Annotated in this window: 17 protein-coding genes; 2 read left to right on the forward strand and 15 right to left on the reverse strand. The window is 36.5% G+C overall.

All coding sequences use genetic code 11. The annotated features are described in order from the left end of the window. Nucleotides 1-6: 6 nt before the first annotated feature. From traM to BOW57_RS15435, 13 genes are all read right to left on the reverse strand, one after another. Entirely contained in the window at nucleotides 7-1,296 is a 1,290-nt protein-coding gene (gene traM, locus BOW57_RS15375) for a conjugative transposon protein TraM (protein WP_129055494.1), read from the reverse strand. Nucleotides 1,297-1,558: 262 nt separating this feature from the next. After that, complete coding sequence (gene traK, locus BOW57_RS15380; protein WP_241687457.1) at nucleotides 1,559-2,167, reverse strand: conjugative transposon protein TraK; 609 nt, start codon at nucleotides 2,165-2,167, stop codon at nucleotides 1,559-1,561. 24 nt (nucleotides 2,168-2,191) lie between these two features. Next, a complete protein-coding gene (gene traJ, locus BOW57_RS15385) occupies nucleotides 2,192-3,403 on the reverse strand; it encodes a conjugative transposon protein TraJ (protein WP_206734749.1) in 1,212 nt (403 codons plus the stop codon). A gap of 3 nt (nucleotides 3,404-3,406) precedes the next feature. Beyond that, entirely contained in the window at nucleotides 3,407-4,042 is a 636-nt protein-coding gene (locus tag BOW57_RS15390; RefSeq protein WP_129055496.1) for a TerB family tellurite resistance protein, read from the reverse strand. A gap of 11 nt (nucleotides 4,043-4,053) precedes the next feature. After that, nucleotides 4,054-4,668: a hypothetical protein gene (locus BOW57_RS15395; RefSeq protein WP_129055498.1), complete on the reverse strand. Its 615-nt coding sequence runs from the start codon at nucleotides 4,666-4,668 to the stop codon at nucleotides 4,054-4,056. A 14-nt stretch (nucleotides 4,669-4,682) separates the two neighbouring features. Next, nucleotides 4,683-5,366, reverse strand: a complete 684-nt coding sequence (locus BOW57_RS15400; RefSeq protein WP_129055500.1) for a conjugal transfer protein TraI — start codon at nucleotides 5,364-5,366, stop codon at nucleotides 4,683-4,685. Between the two features lie 9 nt (nucleotides 5,367-5,375). Further along, nucleotides 5,376-7,847 carry a TraG family conjugative transposon ATPase gene (locus tag BOW57_RS15405; RefSeq protein WP_129055502.1) on the reverse strand — a complete coding sequence of 824 codons (2,472 nt, stop codon included), beginning with the start codon at nucleotides 7,845-7,847 and terminating at the stop codon, nucleotides 5,376-5,378. Between the two features lie 32 nt (nucleotides 7,848-7,879). After that, on the reverse strand, nucleotides 7,880-8,194 hold the full coding sequence (locus tag BOW57_RS15410) for a DUF4133 domain-containing protein (RefSeq protein WP_129055505.1): 315 nt from the start codon (nucleotides 8,192-8,194) through the stop codon (nucleotides 7,880-7,882). Nucleotides 8,195-8,206: 12 nt separating this feature from the next. After that, nucleotides 8,207-8,491 (reverse strand): DUF4134 domain-containing protein, encoded by a 285-nt coding sequence (locus BOW57_RS15415; protein ID WP_223704658.1) that lies wholly within the window; start codon nucleotides 8,489-8,491, stop codon nucleotides 8,207-8,209. Between the two features lie 179 nt (nucleotides 8,492-8,670). Then, entirely contained in the window at nucleotides 8,671-9,132 is a 462-nt protein-coding gene (locus tag BOW57_RS15420; RefSeq protein WP_129055507.1) for a hypothetical protein, read from the reverse strand. 197 nt (nucleotides 9,133-9,329) lie between these two features. After that, nucleotides 9,330-10,523 (reverse strand): hypothetical protein, encoded by a 1,194-nt coding sequence (locus BOW57_RS15425; RefSeq protein WP_129055509.1) that lies wholly within the window; start codon nucleotides 10,521-10,523, stop codon nucleotides 9,330-9,332. A 56-nt stretch (nucleotides 10,524-10,579) separates the two neighbouring features. Next, nucleotides 10,580-11,449: an AraC family transcriptional regulator gene (locus tag BOW57_RS15430; RefSeq protein ID WP_129055511.1), complete on the reverse strand. Its 870-nt coding sequence runs from the start codon at nucleotides 11,447-11,449 to the stop codon at nucleotides 10,580-10,582. A 334-nt stretch (nucleotides 11,450-11,783) separates the two neighbouring features. Then, nucleotides 11,784-12,392, reverse strand: a complete 609-nt coding sequence (locus tag BOW57_RS15435) for a hypothetical protein (RefSeq protein WP_129055514.1) — start codon at nucleotides 12,390-12,392, stop codon at nucleotides 11,784-11,786. Between the two features lie 332 nt (nucleotides 12,393-12,724). Between BOW57_RS15435 and BOW57_RS15440 the strand changes: the two genes are divergently transcribed. Both BOW57_RS15440 and BOW57_RS15445 read left to right on the forward strand, forming a co-directional pair. After that, nucleotides 12,725-14,398 (forward strand): helix-turn-helix domain-containing protein, encoded by a 1,674-nt coding sequence (locus BOW57_RS15440; protein ID WP_129055516.1) that lies wholly within the window; start codon nucleotides 12,725-12,727, stop codon nucleotides 14,396-14,398. A gap of 77 nt (nucleotides 14,399-14,475) precedes the next feature. Then, nucleotides 14,476-14,652 carry a histone H1 gene (locus BOW57_RS15445; RefSeq protein ID WP_129055518.1) on the forward strand — a complete coding sequence of 59 codons (177 nt, stop codon included), beginning with the start codon at nucleotides 14,476-14,478 and terminating at the stop codon, nucleotides 14,650-14,652. 251 nt (nucleotides 14,653-14,903) lie between these two features. On the opposite strand, the gene BOW57_RS15450 is transcribed toward BOW57_RS15445, so the two are convergent. Both BOW57_RS15450 and BOW57_RS15455 read right to left on the reverse strand, forming a co-directional pair. Then, complete coding sequence (locus tag BOW57_RS15450) at nucleotides 14,904-15,794, reverse strand: restriction endonuclease (RefSeq protein ID WP_129055520.1); 891 nt, start codon at nucleotides 15,792-15,794, stop codon at nucleotides 14,904-14,906. Between the two features lie 23 nt (nucleotides 15,795-15,817). Beyond that, nucleotides 15,818-16,210 carry a hypothetical protein gene (locus tag BOW57_RS15455; RefSeq protein ID WP_129055522.1) on the reverse strand — a complete coding sequence of 131 codons (393 nt, stop codon included), beginning with the start codon at nucleotides 16,208-16,210 and terminating at the stop codon, nucleotides 15,818-15,820. Nucleotides 16,211-16,376: the final 166 nt, after the last annotated feature.

A 16,376-nucleotide genomic window follows, 5' to 3' on the forward strand; every position in this document is an offset into this window, starting at 1 on the left:
TCTCTTTTAAGGTTTTAAATTCTTTTGTTTTTCATCATACAGCAGCACCTGATACCCTGCCTTTACAACCACTTTTATGAGTTTTACCTTTTTGCTGATAAGACTTTTAGCTGCCTCGATGCCCATACCTGCGGCCTGTGCTCCCCATGAATCCGAAATCCCGGTAAGACCGAGAGTCTGAATGGATCTGTCAGCTGATGCTTTAGCCACATCCCTGTTGATCGCTCCGGGAATATAGATGCCGTCAATCCCGTCCATATCATAGACAGCCAGCTCGACGGGAAATATCGAATTATTGTACTGGATGTTTGTGATTTTTACCTCCAGCCTCTCTCCTTTTAAAGCCGCCATACCATACAGAAAAGTATTTCTGGGTATCATTGTTCCTTGGAGAAAAATATCATTCGTAAGTCTTAATTTAACCACTGAGCCATTGACAATAGTCTGCGTCTGATGCACAACTGCTTCAATAGAATTTTGTATTTCTTCAGCAGGCTGTGCTTCGTCCAGAGAATAAAATTCATTTGTTTTCAAAGAGGTCTGCAAATCGGCATTCCGCTGAAGTGAGCTTATGTTATTCTCTGCTTCTTTTTTCTGCACTGAATATATTTTGCCTTTTTTGCTCTCAGATGTCTGTTTAAGTCTATCCTGCACGCGCTGCGGATGCTGTATATCCAAAATATTCTCCAGCATACCGCCTAACTGCTGAAGTTCCGGATCAGGTTCATGGGGCGTGCTCATCGTCGACATTAGCCCTTCAAGTATTTTAATCTCTTCCGATTCTCCACGAGAAGTGCCGTAGTTTTCAAATTCCCTCATGTTCTGACCGTAAGCAGGGACAGCAGGCTGGCTGATTATGTTTTCAAGAGCCCTGAGCTTCTCATAAACTTTCTGTTCATTGCGGTCCTGAAAAGACTGAGAATTAAAAGCTGATCTGTTTTTTGGAAGCATGCGGGATTCAAAATCACTTGTGGAAAAAGAATCTGCTTTATCTTCCGAGACTTTATTATCAATATAGTTAGGATCTTTTTTTATCTGTTCTCGCAGTTTTATCGAATCAACTGCCGCCTGATCGTAATAGCTCATCTTATCCAGTGCTGAATCTTCTTTAAATTTAGGCAGTGGCAGATTAAAATTGAATCCTTTCCTTTCATCGTGCCCTGCCATATTGGATTCCATTCTTCCGCCGCCTAATGAATAAAATAAGAATGTCAGAAATGGAAATGTTATAAGAGGCAGCATTAAAAGCATCTTTCTCTTTTTAGATTCCTTTGGAGATAATGTTTTCTCTTGCATAATTTTAGTTTTTTAAATTGATTGTCTTAATTTTTGAAGCTGTTGAAACCTCAGCTTGTTTATAAAATGTCCTATACAGGTTATAAATTAAATAACCCGATGTCAAAACCGTAAAGAACAGAAGTCCCCAGATCAGTTTTGTTTTAGAGAGCCCATCTGTGACGCTCTTCATTTTTTCTGCCCACCTTTTCTGTAATAGCAGATAATACTTGTGATACACAAAAGGCTCGGTCTGTCTTGTAAAAAAGGATTTCATAAATCTCTATTTTCTGGTTTCTGCGGAAAGATCTTTGTTTTCAATCGTATTAAACCGCTCGATAAGAAAACCATGCGGATTATTATCGCTTCTTGATACATTGCGAAGCGCACCTTCTGTAAGCAGGCTTCTTTTTAAAATACTGGTAGTACGGATAATGTTCTGTCCGGCATAACATCTAAAACGGTAGGGATATTCACGGATATCAATGCTCACACTGTCAATCTGGATGGTCTGGCTGATATTTCCTGATATAATACCCGAATAAAAATTGTTTTCCTTCAGGTCATCATAAATCCGTTTTGCACTGTCGTCTGCCAGATATAGGGCTTTTGTGATATTGGTTTTAATGACCTTATCATCAGGATCAAGGGTAAAGAAAAACTTGTGAAAGGTTTTCACATGGTCCCTTGCTTCAACAGCAATGTTATCTTTTCTTTCCGAAGCGTAAGCTTCCAGTGCTTTACCATTTGCCAGAATATATACTTTATCTTGCATAAGGCTCACTGTCTGGAAACTTTTATAGACAGCATAGCAGCTTATTATGATGCAGCCTGCAATTACAAGCATCGTGAAACCTCTCACATATCTAAATGCCGTATCAATGTTTTTCATTTTGGTAAACATATGCTCCTGTTATTAAGTCTGTTTAGAATTTCCTTTAAGCCTGTCATTCATATAGTTTCCTTTATCAGTAAAATAAGGACTGCTTCCTGCTGTCGCACCCATGCTGCTGGTCATTCTCCGATCCGCATCTCCCATCGCATCAGCAGCCATTCCAACCGCATTTGAAGAGGTTCTCACAACAGAACTAGCTGAATTGCTAAACATGCTTGTCACTTTATGACCCAAGGCTCCTCCTCCGCCTGCATGAACTATATAATTGGCAACAGAAGGCACGGTAAAATATCCTATGATACCTATTATCATGAAAATTAAATATGACATATCGGTCCTGCTGAAAAAAGTGTCACCTGTTGCCTGCACCTGCGAGAGGTCCAGTTTGAGCATGAGTTCCTGAATCTTTCCGATTATGCTTCCGAATATATTGGCAACAGGAAGCCAGAGGTAAATATTGATATATCGGGCGAGCCAGACAGTGAGCGTGTGCTGGAAACCGTCAAATACTGCGATTCCAAATACCAGCGGCCCTAAAATGGAAAGCACCACCAGTTGAAATGTCCGAAGGGTGTCAATGCATAAGGCCGCGGCTTCAAACAAAATCCTCAGCACCTCGCTCAGCCATTCCTTAACCGAATTTCGAAAACTGTAAGAAGCTTTTTCCATGGCAAATTTTACATCATTGCCTATGCCTGCGAGCATGCTCTCATCCGATGGATCAGCACCGTCATGCGTATACTTATACCATCTGTCACGATCACCCGTTCCTGCAGTCCCGACATACATCTTCCATGGATCGGTTTCTTTAATTGCTTTTTCTTTCTCTTTAATTAGAACAGCAACTGCATTGTTAGAGCCTGTTACCATAGCTGCAGTAGCTGTAACAGTTGGTTTCATAACTCCGTTAATAAGGGCCAGAACAGACGGAAAAATCATAATGCAGAATCCTATTAAAAAGGGACGGAAGAGCGGATAAAAATCGATAGGTTCTGCACTTGCAATGTGCCTCCACACGCGTGAGGCGATGTACCATATAGTTCCAAAGCCTGCTATTCCCTGCCCTACAGCAATTAGGTTAGAACACAACGGCATCATTTCATCATAAAGCTGGTCTAAGACCCCATGAAGACTACTCATATCATCACCAAGTCCCTGAGCTATTATTCTGTAAGGAAGCAGTAATATGATAAGCATCACACAAACTGCTTTTTTGTTTAATAAACATTTCATACTCTACTCTTTAAATTCCTGAAAACTCTTTGAGACATAAACATCATTTTTCTCTTTTGCCCGCTGAAGAGCCAGCACATTCGACGTGGTATTAAAGTTTCTTAAGAAAAGCAGCTTATCCTGCATTTGCTCATAGATATCGTCAACTGCCTTTAGTCTTTCGTCGTCCGACATCCTGAGCTTATCAGCTGTTATGACCATCGTAAGTTCATCGAGATTTCGCAGGCTCTGATTAAGCAGGTTTCCGTACACTTTCTCAAAGTAATTTATTTCCTGTCCGCTGAAATTCCCGCTTTTTATAAATCGGTTCATTCCGTTGCGGCTTTCCTTGACTATTGAAAACTGATAATCCACTATCTCTGCTACTCTTTTGTAATTCTTTACCGCTGGACTTACCTGCATAAGTGCATCTAGAAAAGTTTTATGCAGGCTGAAGTTTCCTTCAGTCATATCTTTCACCGTTTTATATCCTCCAGAAAGCAGCTCATATCCCTTTTTCATATCACTGAGAATTTTCTTGAACTGGGATAGCTTTTCGATATTCAAAATCAGCTGCTGAATTTCTGCAGACTGCCCCATTGATTTAACTGGAATCATTAACAAAGTGATCAATATTGTCAAAATCAAAATCTTTTTCATAGTAGCTTAATTTATAATCCATATAATTCATCAACATTCTTAGAATCATTTTTATCTGCAGATTTTGAAATCGACAGCAGTCTGGCATCGCTGCAGAAAGAAAGACAGAAATTATAATCCTCCAGCATAGTTTTGTGCAGGACATCAATGCGTTCAAGCCTCTGGTCATCTTTTAGTTCCAGTTCTGCATCAGTAGTAATAACAAGCAGCTGTTCGAGAGTCTGGCTGCAGTTCTGAAGCAGCCTCCCAAAAGACCTTTCTATGTAGTCCAGTTCATTACCATGAAACAAATCAGCAGTTTTAAGATCTGCCAAAGTCTTTCTACAGAGTTTCATTATTTTAAACTGCATGGAAATGATCTCAGCAGTTTTATAATAATTCCTAACCTTTGGATTGATTTTTAAAAGTGAGGTAAAATAATCACCGTGCAGGTTTAGCTCTCCTTTTCTGGCATCACCTATGAAATTAAGCCCCTTTGATACTGCCGAATATCCTTTCTTTGCGTAGTCGATATAAACCTGAAGCGCGGCTATCTGCAGTAAAAGTTCCTTTCTCTGCTTTGCCTGCCCGCTCATACCTTGATTAAAAACACAGAGCGTTATTAGTATTACACCTATCTTTTTCATGTTTTTTTATTGAATTATGGAATTCCGTAAAATTGTTTCACTTGTTTCACATCTGCTTCTGTTTTGGCCCTCTGAAGACTCAGCAGTATGTTCTGCTGGTTAAACATTGTAAGGTCTTCATAGTTTCCATCAATCTGATCTGCAGCCTTATTGATGATTTCCAGACGTTTGAGATCGCTCATTTGGGTGGCAAAAGAATCCAGAATCAAAAAAATCTGGTCGATATTCTTTACACTTTCCTCTAGGATTCCTGTATAAACGCGTTCCATATACTGGATTTCGCTGTCTTTAAAATGAGTATCCTGCTTGAAAAGATTCCAGGCTCTTTCATATTCCTGAACAAGCTGTGTCTGCTTTTTGGTAATCTCTTTTATCCTCTGGTAGTAGGTGATAATTGACTTTACTTTTGCCAGCTCTTCATAGTAGCCTTTGTAAAGATCTTTTTGTTTCTGGGTCCAGTCCGAGATCTCATCCAGTTTTAATTTGGATAGGACATTTTCCACCTGCTTTTGTGCGTTCTGAAGCCAGATCGTCTTATTCTGCAGTTTCTGGATTCTAAGATCGATTGCTTTGATTACCTTCTTAGTTACTGCTTTTACAATTTCCAGTATCGGCAGTACCGCAACTTTTTCTGCAGGTCTTGCCGGGGCACTTACCAAAAGCAGGCATACCAAACCGACAATTAATTTCTTTTTCATTATTCCTTTTCATTTAATTCCATTTCTCATGTCCTGAGCCATTGCGGCTATTCCTTTCTTAATGTCCCCGCCAAACTTCTTTGCATAGGCATTCATTTTCACTTTCTCGCTTTCCTCTGTCGTATAGGATAAATATTCCTCCAGCGAAACTTCTGTCCTGTAGACTTTTGAAAGCATCCCTCCCAGGGAGATAAACACTTCTTTGTATTTCCTGGCTGGATCATTGGCTTTATTTACAGAAAGTACAAGTGCCTTTTCTTTGTCTGTAAGTCCCAGAAGCTCCTGAATCTGGTCAAACTTATTCTGATATTTACTCTGGTCCAGAAGGATCTTGCAGTCGCTGTTGTTGATAATTGCCTGCTTTACCACAGGGGAAGAAATAATATCCTCCACCTCCTGAGTTACCACTATTGCTTCCCCGAAAAATTTACGCACAGTCTTAAAAAGATACTTTATGTAATTTGCAAAACCCTCCTTCATCAGTGCCTTCCATGCTTCCTCAATAAGTATCATTTTTCGGATACCCTTCAGTTTTCTCATCTTGTTTATAAAAACTTCCATTATTATGATGGTAACTACTGGAAAAAGAATCGGATGGTCTTTAATATTATCCAGCTCGAAGACAATAAACCTTTCTTTTAGAAGGTCCAGATTTTCTGTCGCGTTCAGCAGATAATCAAACTCGCCTCCCTTGTAATAAGGCCTGAGCACATAGAGAAAGTTATTCACATCAAAGTCCTTCTCCTTTACTTTATCTCCTTCCAAAATTGAGATAAAATCCTCTTTCAGGAAATCATAGAAGCTATTGAAACAGGGAAATATCTCTGCATTATTATCCAATTTCTCGTAATAAAGCTGAAGGGCATTTGAGAGCGCTACATACTCGCTCCGGTTAAAGGTTTCGTCGTCTTTTTTCCAGAGTGCAAGCAGAAGCGTTTTAATGCTTTCTTTTTTCTCCGTATCCAGACTGTCTCCTTCTGAAATATAAAATGGGTTAAAACGGATAGGATTCTTTTCATCGTAAGTGAAATAATACCCGTTTACCATATCGCAGAGCCCTTTATAGCTGTGCCCAACATCTACCAGCACAATATGCGTTCCCTGCTCGTAATAGCTTCTCACCATATGATTGGTAAAAAAGGACTTGCCGCTGCCCGAAGGTCCCAATATAAACTTATTGCGATTCGTGCAGATTCCCATCTTAACAGGCTCATCGCTGATATCAACATGAACTGGTTTTCCTGTCAGCCTGTCTCCCAGCCTAATACCGCAGGGACTCAGCGAAGATTTATATCCCGTTTCCATATTCAGAAAGCATACCGCCTGTTCAGTAAAGGTGTCGAAGGTGTCATTCATGGGAAAGTCCGCAGCATTTCCAGCCATTCCAGCCCAATAGATCTGAGGAGCTCCGACAGTTTCCTGCTTTGCTGCCGCATCCATCTGCGCAAGAGCTGATGACACTTTATTTTTAATCTCTTTCAAGTCTTCCTTATCAGTGCTCCAGGCCAGTATATTAAAGTGAGCTTTAACCGGAAGCCTCTGCTGTGATACTGCCTCGTTCAGGAAATCATTCGTCGCATCCCTGGCAATCATATTCTCCCGGCTGTAGGCAGAGAGTGACTGCAGCCTGAGTCGCTTGCTTTCCAGCTTTTGAATGGTTTTCTGTGCGTCTTCAATGAAGATATACTGATTATAAATATGATTACACGATAAAAGTTGACCAAGAGTTGAAGCAAAACCAATGCTGAATTTGGTCTTATCGGTCGAATAGCGGTCAAAATTAATTCTTGATCCGCATAATCCGGGCAGATCAGCTGCATCACCAAGTGTAAACAATTGGCAGTGTTTATCCCCTACTGCTAATCCTTCGTCAAACCTGATATCCTTAAATACGAATGAATTTTCCTGCTCTGATAAAAAACAGTACTTTTCCACCAGCCCGATTCTTCTGCTCTCGCTTCTAAGCGATTCATCTTGCAGACGCTCCAGCTTTATAAATCCGCTGTCTTCCATAATTCTCTTAAACTGGCCGCAGGTATCTACAAAATCCTGCAGAAGCTGGGGTTTTAAGGTTTCCTCGGGTACTATGGAACTTCTAAGCAGATTAGAAAACAATGAGGTTGCATTTCTTCTTCCCGCTGGTTTCTTGGTCAGCATGATATAGCAGGAATGATCCAAAAAAGGCCTTTCATTAAAGAAACGCTCACTGCTTCTGGTCAGAAAACTGCTGTCTTCACTTGAAAAATTAGCTTTATAAGCACTTTCTAAGAACCAGTCCTGTTTATGAAAAACACAAAACTTCGGCAGCACCTTTAACGCCTTAATCCACGATTGGTGAAAAGCTTCATACTCCTGGTCTGACAGAGTGAAAATTTCAGGCAGTTCTGCCTTAAAAACTATAGTTACATCGCCCTGTTTTGATAAAATACAATCATGTTCCACTGCCATAACCGGCAGCTGCTCTTCCATCGTCTTCTCCATCCTTTCTCCATTATATCATTAACGCTCTACAGCTATAACTTCATAAAAACCTCTCTGCTGTAAACTTTAATCCACTTAGGAATCTGTTTTTTAGCCAGAGCCTTCATCATGCCGTATTCACCGTAAGTATTACTCATTCTGTATATTTTAAAAACAAGAAAACCTCCCGCCGTTCCAACAAAACCAATGCATATCAAAGAAGGAATTCCAATTATATACAGGACAGCAAACAGAATCATAAGACCTACTACACCTCCGCCCAAATACCAGATGTACTGCGCTTTAAGTCCCTTAAATTCTATACTCTGATTGATTCCTTTATTGATCGAATAAACGCTGTTACTCATCTTCTCTATCGTTTAAACCCCGAAAAAGGATTTAATGACAGTAGCGACTACCACCAGAAACACACAGCTTCCAAACCAGGCTGCTGCCACTTTTCCGGTATCAGGATCTCCGGCATTCCATTTCTGGTATACTTTTACTGCCCCTATCAGCCCGAGGATCGCTCCTACCGCATACATTAATTCAGTGCCGGCATCAAAGTAGCTTCTCACTTTCTGGTTGGCTTCATTAATTCCCGCCACACCATCCTGGCTGTAAATAACATTACTAACCAGAATCATCAGGAGCGACGATCCCATAGCTTTAAATCTTCTCAAAAGACTTTTTAATTTCCATCTGCATTTTTTCATCACAAATCATTTTTAAAGTTATTCTTTAATAAAAAGAAGAGGAATACCGCCGTTGCTGCTCTATTTTTCCTGTCACATAAAGCCATACCGCACCAGAGAGAACGGGGAATATTCCTCCTCTGAATTTTTTAAAATACCGGTCCTTCCCAGAGACTGTCTGCTTCGCTGAGCGTTAAAAGCAGATTGGGATGCTTTTGAGATTCAAAGACCATTAGTTGGTTAATGTTTTCTCTGAGTGAGGAAATTTTGATATAAGGATATTCATCCAGAAGCATTCGCAGGTAGTTTTGAAACTGCTGCTTTGTTAGTTGTTTTTCTGCGCTTTCTTTAACAGCTTCTTTAATACGCTGAGATAGATTTTCCGCATCTTCCAGAGTATCGAAAGATTTCGGAAATGAATCGGATATCGATTTTATTTCCTGTAAATTTTTAGAAGTTTTTTTTAGAAATGGTATTTGCAGTTTCTTTTCACCTGTTAAGATTTTTTTTAAATCACGACTGTGAAATTTCAGTAAGATTATTAGATACCAGAAAATTATAGCAATACCAGCCGCGTTCAGATAACTGCCCCATGAAATATTTGTAAACATAGCTCCTCATTTTATCGTTCAACATTTTATCTCCTCTATGAAAATCACCACCAGTTAAATGGGGATGGGATTTATTCTACAAGTCAAAGGAACAATTAGTATGAGTTTTCTACAAGTACAACTTTTCTGTACCCTTCTTGTACCCTTTCAGAATACCCGAATTTAAAGGGTTGTCAGATTATACACGACAATAAAATCTAATACGTTTTTATCTTGCGGATTATTTTCTCAAGACTTTCAATAGCAATTTCCTTATCACGCTCTTCCGCACTATATGATTTGCTTCTGACCGACTGGTAAGAAAGATTTCTCTTTACTGGAGTAGAGAGATAAGGCACTATACTTTTAAATATGTAGTTCATAGACTTGGCTTTAATAATTCTCGCCTCATCTGTCGCCCTTAAAATAAGTCCAATCTGATCTCCTGAAAGTATACATTCAAGTTTTGAATCTGCCTGCTCTACAAATTCACTTCCGACAGAAGCGTCAATCTGTTCCTGCAGTAGAATTGCAGCCTTTTTTTCAGCAAATTTGATTTCGCTGGAGAACCAGTATTCCAAAAATGAAATGAGATTCTGTTGAGATGGATTAAAGGTTAATTTTAAATCTGCATTTATTGCAGATAGTTTCTTGCAGAAGTATAGCAGCTTTTCAAGTCTTTCAGATAAATTCTCAAAACCTTCTAAATACCTGCCTATTCTAGTAACCAGTCTCTCGGTATATTCTCTGGAATTAAAATTCATTCTTATAAGCACAAGATCAAGATTTGAAAAACCTTCTGATTCCGTAACTGGATAATTTAATTTTTCAAGTTCAATAATTATCTCTCTATAATACAAAATCTGTCGATAGGTATACTTACTCTTTCTGCTGTTTTGAAGTGGCGCAGCAAGAAGATTAACAACAAATTCCAATTCTGGATCATTCTCCTCAGTATTTTCTTTTTTTTTAATCACATTTTTTAAAACTTCAAGGGTCTCTTTTTTCCAAATTGAAAAATAGCTGTAGGACACCCTTTGGTCCAAACTCATGAAGGACGAATATCTGATTTCTACAAATGACAGCAAATCATCCAGCGAACTAACGATCAGGTCAAATATTCTAAAAAATTCAGGAGAATTGAATTTTTCGATCTTTCTTATTTCTACTACCCTGTCAATTAAAAAAACCAATGAAGAATGATATTTTCTTATAAGAAGTCTAATCTGCCTTTTACTTTTCAGCTCGAAAAAAGAATCTTTAATATGAATTTTAATTTTTTTTGATTCAGATACTATTGTTTTACTCAAATTCTCCAATTCATATTCCGATACTTTTACAGAAGAATTATCAGTATCAAATGAATTTATAATCAACGAATCAAACCATTCCAAAGGATACATTTTAATCATCGTCTTATCGTTTTAATTAAACAATCTTTGGCAGAATAAGGAGCTATTTTGGCACCTTACTTTTTATTAGAACGAAATTCGGTTGGCAGCATACCGGTATGTCTTTTAAAAAATACGCCAAAGTTTTCAGCGCTGCTGAATTCTAATTCATCGGCAATATTAGCCACGGAATAGCTTGAGTCCGTAAGAAGATTTTTTGAAACATTGATAAGAGCTTCAATTATAAAGGCTTTCGCTGTTTTACCTGTGCTTTCTTTTACCATCTTATTCAAATGTCCTGGAGTGATAAATAAAGCTCCTGCATAAAACTGAACATGATGCTGTTTTCTCAAATGAATTGATAATAGAGTAAGAAATTGTATTACAATGCTCTCCCTTCTTGAAAAGTCAAGATTTAAGTCGGGTTTATATTTCGAATGTATAAACTTGAGTTCATATATAAATAAATTAAAGCATATCCGGCGCAGCTTAGTAATTACTTCCGGTTTGTCATTGCTGTTCTGCAATACATACATTAATTTATAAATAAGTGACAAAACTTTAAAATCCGTTTCATGAAGACTAATCTTACGATCTGATTTTAACATTAGAAAACTAAAAGCATCCGAAAGCTCTTTCTCATAACAATTATTAAATGCAAAATCAAAATTTGTCCTTACAAGATAAAGCTGGATATTTTCCGTCGCTTCAAGCCTGGTGCAAATGGAATTAAATGGTATTACCAATAAATCTTTCCGATTAACTATATTGGTTTCGTCATGAAATCTGATATTCATTTTACCACTTTTGATTAAAAGCACTGAAAAATTTGAAACGGGAAATGGGACTGGTACAATATTTTTTGCCCTATAGTCTGTAATGTACACTACATCAATACCATCATTTTCAATGCTTTTAATCTCAGTATTTAAGATTTCTCTAATCATTTTTGCTATTTTAGTTTAAATCACCTTTTAGATTTCATCCTTGAAAAAATATTCCATCCATGTAAAAAACTGGAAATATAAATTAGACAAACAGCAGACGTATAAGATATACGCCGTTAATCTCGGACTCTCAATTATATTGTCCTGGTAAAGTACGTACCGAACCAGCTGATCAGCAGCAAAAAGCTTCATTATAAAATAAAGGCTGTAGAGATTAAAAAGGAACAATAAAATATAAAACAAAGCTCTCTTTTTCATAAATCAGATAGATTAGAAAATTATTAATCAACTATATTAAAGTAGGAAGTGATTCAACTTCAATCACGTCGTTACATCATTGATGACTGGTACTCCTACTAGTGGTGGATGTCTCCCAATCTCTGTCCTTTCTGTCCTTTTCGCTAAATAAAACTGCTTCTGAAATTGAGGAAATAGATAAAATGGATTCCTTTTCATCTGTTAAAAGTGTTGAATCCTGTCTCTTTGAAATCTCATATTGAATTATAAAATCATCCACAATGTGGTACTGCTGGCCGCGAAGATTTCCGAGATTGACTATATATCCTTTCAGATCAAGTTTCAATGATGATCCCAGTGTACTTTCATTAACAATTATAAATAATGTTGAGACAGGATCCTCCGTGGAAGAAATTGTATCTAAAGCAGAACTGCTTTTCTCAAAAGTCTTTAGTTCATTTCGCCCTGGCTGGGCTTTTAATACTGAAATGATCTTTTCTTTTAATTGGGCAGGAACTAGAAGTACGTAATCTCCCGCCGGAACTTCCTTAAAGTTTTCCTCTAAAGCAGACCCATTTTTAAAATCTGCAGTTTTCTCTTTGCTGATTGCTTGGCTGGAAACCAATCTTAAATCAGAATTGTCAAAATCGTCATTTGAACATGAACCTAAAAAAATAATTAATACAGTTAATAGTAAATTTTTCATAATGCAAAATGGTTTGGTTAATTGAGAACTTGTCTCAGTCCATTTTACCCGGGCCAGCAGAACTTTTGCTCAGTACTTTACTGAATCTTTTGCTGTTGAATTCAAGGCAAATCTAGAGCGCAAAAAACCATTAATCAAGAACATGTGTGTGGGTTTTCGGAAAATCCACTATTGATTTCCATGAAATCGATAAAGTATTTTTCCTACATTACTACATTGTTTTTCAAATATTTACATTATTTTTGAATGCTTCTCACAGACCGTTTCCGCATTTTTAAATATTAATCTGTTTATGCTTTTTCCAAGGTATAAACTTAAAGCTTCCATGTATTATGAAATGTACATTACCTGTATTGCTGGTTATATTTTTAGCCCATTCATTAAGTGCACAGAAGATTTCAAAATCAGTTCCCGATTCTCTTCTTTTTAAAACATATACCTATTTAGATGATAGGATTTATGAATACAAAAATGACAGTCTGAAAGCAGCTCCTTATTTATTTGCCTATTTAAAGAAAGCCAGAAAGGAAAAGAATTATGAAGAGACGGTTAATGCTTATCAAAACATACTGCATCAGTCTCCAATGAATCTTCGTTTGAAATATGCTGACAGTATGGTGATCGCAGCAGAAAAATCAAAAAGCGATGAGCTGATCGGCTCGGCTAATTTATCGAAAGGGATCGTCTATTACAGCCAGAAAAATTATGTGAAAGCATATGACTATTACATTAAGGCAAACGAAAGCATTTCCAAAACCGAAAATAATTACCTGATCTACAAAACCAAATATCATATTGCTCAGATTAAATATTATCTCGGTTTCTATGATGAGGCTATTTCACTCTTTAATGACTGCATTGAATATTTTGAAAAAAATCAGGCCCGCCCCTATTTAAATTCACTGCACTCACTTAGTGTTTGTTACAACAAGATTGGAGATTACAGTAAATGCTCCGAAACTAATGCTTTAGGAATTAAAGAATGTGAGCGCCTTAAGATTCCCGAGATGGAATTATTTTTTAAGCACTCCGAAGGAATCAACCAGTTCTTTCTAAATAATTATCACACTTCTATTCAATTGCTTCAGGAAGTTATACCACAGTTAAACAGCATGACAGAGTTTGCAAATGAATCAATTGCCAATTTTTACATTGGAAAAAACTATTGGAAACTACAGCGTCAGGCAAAAGCAGTTCCTTACTTTAAAAAGGTGGAAAAAGTATTTATTGAGAAAGGTTACATTCGTCCGGATTTAAGAGAAGTTTTTGAATTAATGATTAAATATTACAAGAAAGAAAATAACCTGAAATCCCAGTTGTATTATATCGACCAGCTTTTAAAAGCAGATTCCATATTAACAGATACCAATAAGTACCTAATGGGCAAAATTCACAAGGAATATGACACAAAAGAAATTCTCCTTGAAAAAGAAAAAATACAGCAGCAGCTTGTAAAAGAGAAATATTATGATGTTATTTTGATCAGCATAGTTGTCGTTCTGTTCTCCGCTGTCATTTACGGTACTTATAATCACTTTGAAACCAAAAAGCGCAATAAGATCAAATTTGATCTGCTTCTGAAAAAAAATGAACAGAGCAGCTTACAGAAACAGGCAACCGATAAATTCGAAATAACCGATATTTCCCAGGAAACTGTACAGCAGATAATAAAACACCTTGAAAGATTTGAAAGGGATAAAAAATTCCTGCACAAAGAGGCAACACTAGCCACTTTAACTGTACGGTTTAATACAAACAGCAAATACCTTTCAAAAGTGATATACCATCGCAGCGGCAAGCGTTTTGCCGATTATATCAATGACCTGAAAATTGATTATCTGGTGGAACTGCTGCGCAACTCAAGCATGCATAGAAATTACTCCATAGGCTCTCTGGCGGAGGAAGCCGGTTTTACTTCCACTCCCCGATTCACCAATGCATTCCACTCTAAAACAGGAATTTCGGTCAGTTATTTCCTTAAGGAATTGAAAAAAGAGAATTCGTAAAAATATTTTGTTAGCAATTCCGTTTTCATTTATGGCAAAATTTTACTTTTGCACACTTAATTTAAAAAAATTGTATAATGAAAGACCTTGTTGCAAAAATCAACGCTGAAATCGAAACATTCAAAACAGAAGCTGAATCATTATCAGAAAAAGGAGTTAAAGCTGCCGGAGCTAGAGCTCGTAAATCATCTTTGGAAATTGAGAAGCTTTTAAAAGAGTTTAGAAAACTTTCAATCGAAGAATCTAAGAAATAAATTCATTCTTGCTTTACTTTTTAAAGGCTTTCAAATTCCTGAAGGCCTTTTTGATTTTTCAAGTCAGTGTAAAATTGTAAACAAAACTTTTTATTACGAGCTATAGCAAACGTTTAAACAATTCCATCGAAATAAATTTTACAAATATACTTTAACTATTCTTATTTATAGGACTTTCTTTAATTTTGGAGGCACCAATTTAAAAATGAATTTAGATTAAAAATTATTTGTATCTCATTATAATGTAGAGACTATGAGTTTATTTTTTCCTTATCTAAATATGGCTCAAAGAATTTCAAGTCAACTTCAAAAACAACTTTTGGAATTAAGCCTAATTGAACTTTCTCAAATAAATCAATTAATTTAGATGCATCAATTAATTCAATTGGCGGTGCTCCATCTCGTGATGCTTCGCGCTTTGCATCTTCGGAAAAAGTACCAGTTGTCAATATTATACCCTTTTCGGCACGACCTATCATTGCATTTCTAAAATCTCCAACTTGAGCGCGTGAAACAGTTCCTTTATATCTTTTGCATTGGAACAATACTTTAATGCTTACAAAAGGGTTTAACTCCAAGGTACCGTATCCATCAATTCCACCATCATGTGAGCCACCAGTAACCTCTACATTTTCAAAACCATGCTCACGTAATAAACGCTTGCAAATATTTTCAAATCCTTTAGGTGATAGCCCTTGCAAAACTTCCAGCAAATTTGGTTTAAGAGTATGCTCAATATTTTCCGGCTCATCTTCCTCTTGTTCTTTTAGTATTTCGTTCTTTGATTTTGCTTTTCTTGCTTTTTGATTTATTTCAACCCATTTCAAGAAAATTTCACGGCCTTGTTTTTCTGTTAAATAAGTTTCATTACCTTTTGGTGTTAAAGTCCAAATACCTTTACTCGATGCATCAAGGAAACCTTCCCAAACTAAATACTGCCTTGCCCATGCTACTTGATTGTAAAATCTAGGAATTCCAGTCTTGGTAGTTTCTTCTAAAGTTTTGTCCGAAATATTTAAATTTTTTGCAATAGTATTTGTAACTTCTTTAGGCCTGCCTGAGCCCCCTAATTGACGCAATGCTTCTAATAATGGACCCATCCATTTAGGAAAGGTTGACTGTTTGTTTTTATTTTCTGTCATATCTATTCACAAAGAATTTAAAGTTAAATATTTATACCTATAAAAACAATTAAAAGTACTAGACCTGATGCTAAAAAAACAATCATCATTACATTAAAATATTTTGTTAAAGAATTAAAACTCTGAGAAAATCTATCCTTTTTTTTATTAATATTTTCAATTTTATAATTGATTGCTTTCAAGGATGTATAATGCGAAATTACATTAATCAAAATAACTAATCCAAAGCTTATCCAAGATAGTAATAACAATTCTTTATTAGTTGCTTTTGAAAGAACTACAATGTCTTTTATAAAAGCTAATGATAATCCTAAAGCTCCCGAAGCTACAAAAAGCAATTGTTTGTCAAACTGAGTTGAACTTTCAAAATATACTTTATTAAGTAAATCTAAGTATTCTTTATCTTCTTCTTTCATTATTTCTTAGGAGGCGTAGGTCTACTTGGTAATTCTAACCCATTATTTATAACTGATCTTTCAAAATCATCACACATTTGATTTAGGATATCTTTTGTTTCTCTTTTGAAAAATTCTCCTAAATCTTTATTCATTATAGTATATTTTCTATAAAGTTTGTTAAAAT

Source organism: Flavobacterium sp. YO64 (assembly GCF_004119505.1).
GTDB lineage: Bacteria > Bacteroidota > Bacteroidia > Flavobacteriales > Flavobacteriaceae > Flavobacterium > Flavobacterium oncorhynchi.